Annotated in this window: 1 pseudogene; it reads right to left on the bottom strand. The window is 42.4% G+C overall.

The features are described from left to right. Positions 1–733 (bottom strand): annotated as a pseudogene (locus A3735_RS04275) (NADH:ubiquinone reductase (Na(+)-transporting) subunit A); the annotation flags it as partial. Between the last annotated feature and the right edge of the window lie 69 nt (positions 734–802).

Here is an 802-nt window from a genome sequence, read left to right as displayed (position 1 = left end):
CGTCCTGATAAGAAATAGTCCATACACTCTTACTATCGCTTACAGGATCAAGGTAATGGATGTGTGTTCCGGCATTACCAGCAGGGTGCGGGCCAGAAAACTCTTGCTTTTCTACGCGCGCGATGGGTGGTAGTTCGATGTTAGAACCAGCTTTAGTACAAACAAAAACCTTACCTTCAGTAAGTTTTTCAATAATACTTAAACCTTGACTAAAAGCCTCACCTTCGCCCGACAACACTACTTCAGGATCAGCAGCTAATGGGTTAGTATCAATTGCGGTAACAAATATTGAATTTGGCTGAGCAGTCAACTCAGGCACTTTACTATAAGGCCTAGTTCGAAATGCTGTCCAGACGCCAGATTCAACCAGATTCGATACGACTTGTTCACGAGTAAGACTTCCAAGATCTGAAGCGGAGTATTTTGCAAACTCTACTTTTTCATCACCAGATTTCTCGATTACAATCGACTGGAATACGCGCTTTTCGCCACGATTTACTTCAATAACCGTCCCGCTAGCTGGTGCAGTAAATTTCACACCTTCGGTTTTCTTATCTTCAAAAAGAAGTTGTCCCTTAGCTACCTTGTCACCAACCTGAACAGACATGGTTGGCTTCATACCAACATAGTCAAATCCAACTATAGCAACCTTGCTAATGGAATTTCCTTGGGTGATGCTTTGTTCGGGAGAACCGGATATTGGAAGATCGAGGCCTTTTTTAATATTGACCATTAATCCTGCCTTCTCATCAGAATTTGTGAATTTTCCGCCACGTTAGAATTTGTTCTGTTGAGTGCCATA

Source organism: Oleiphilus sp. HI0061, from assembly GCF_001635675.1.
Note: the sequence above shows the minus strand (reverse complement) of the source record. Positions and strands in the feature narration are given on the sequence as shown.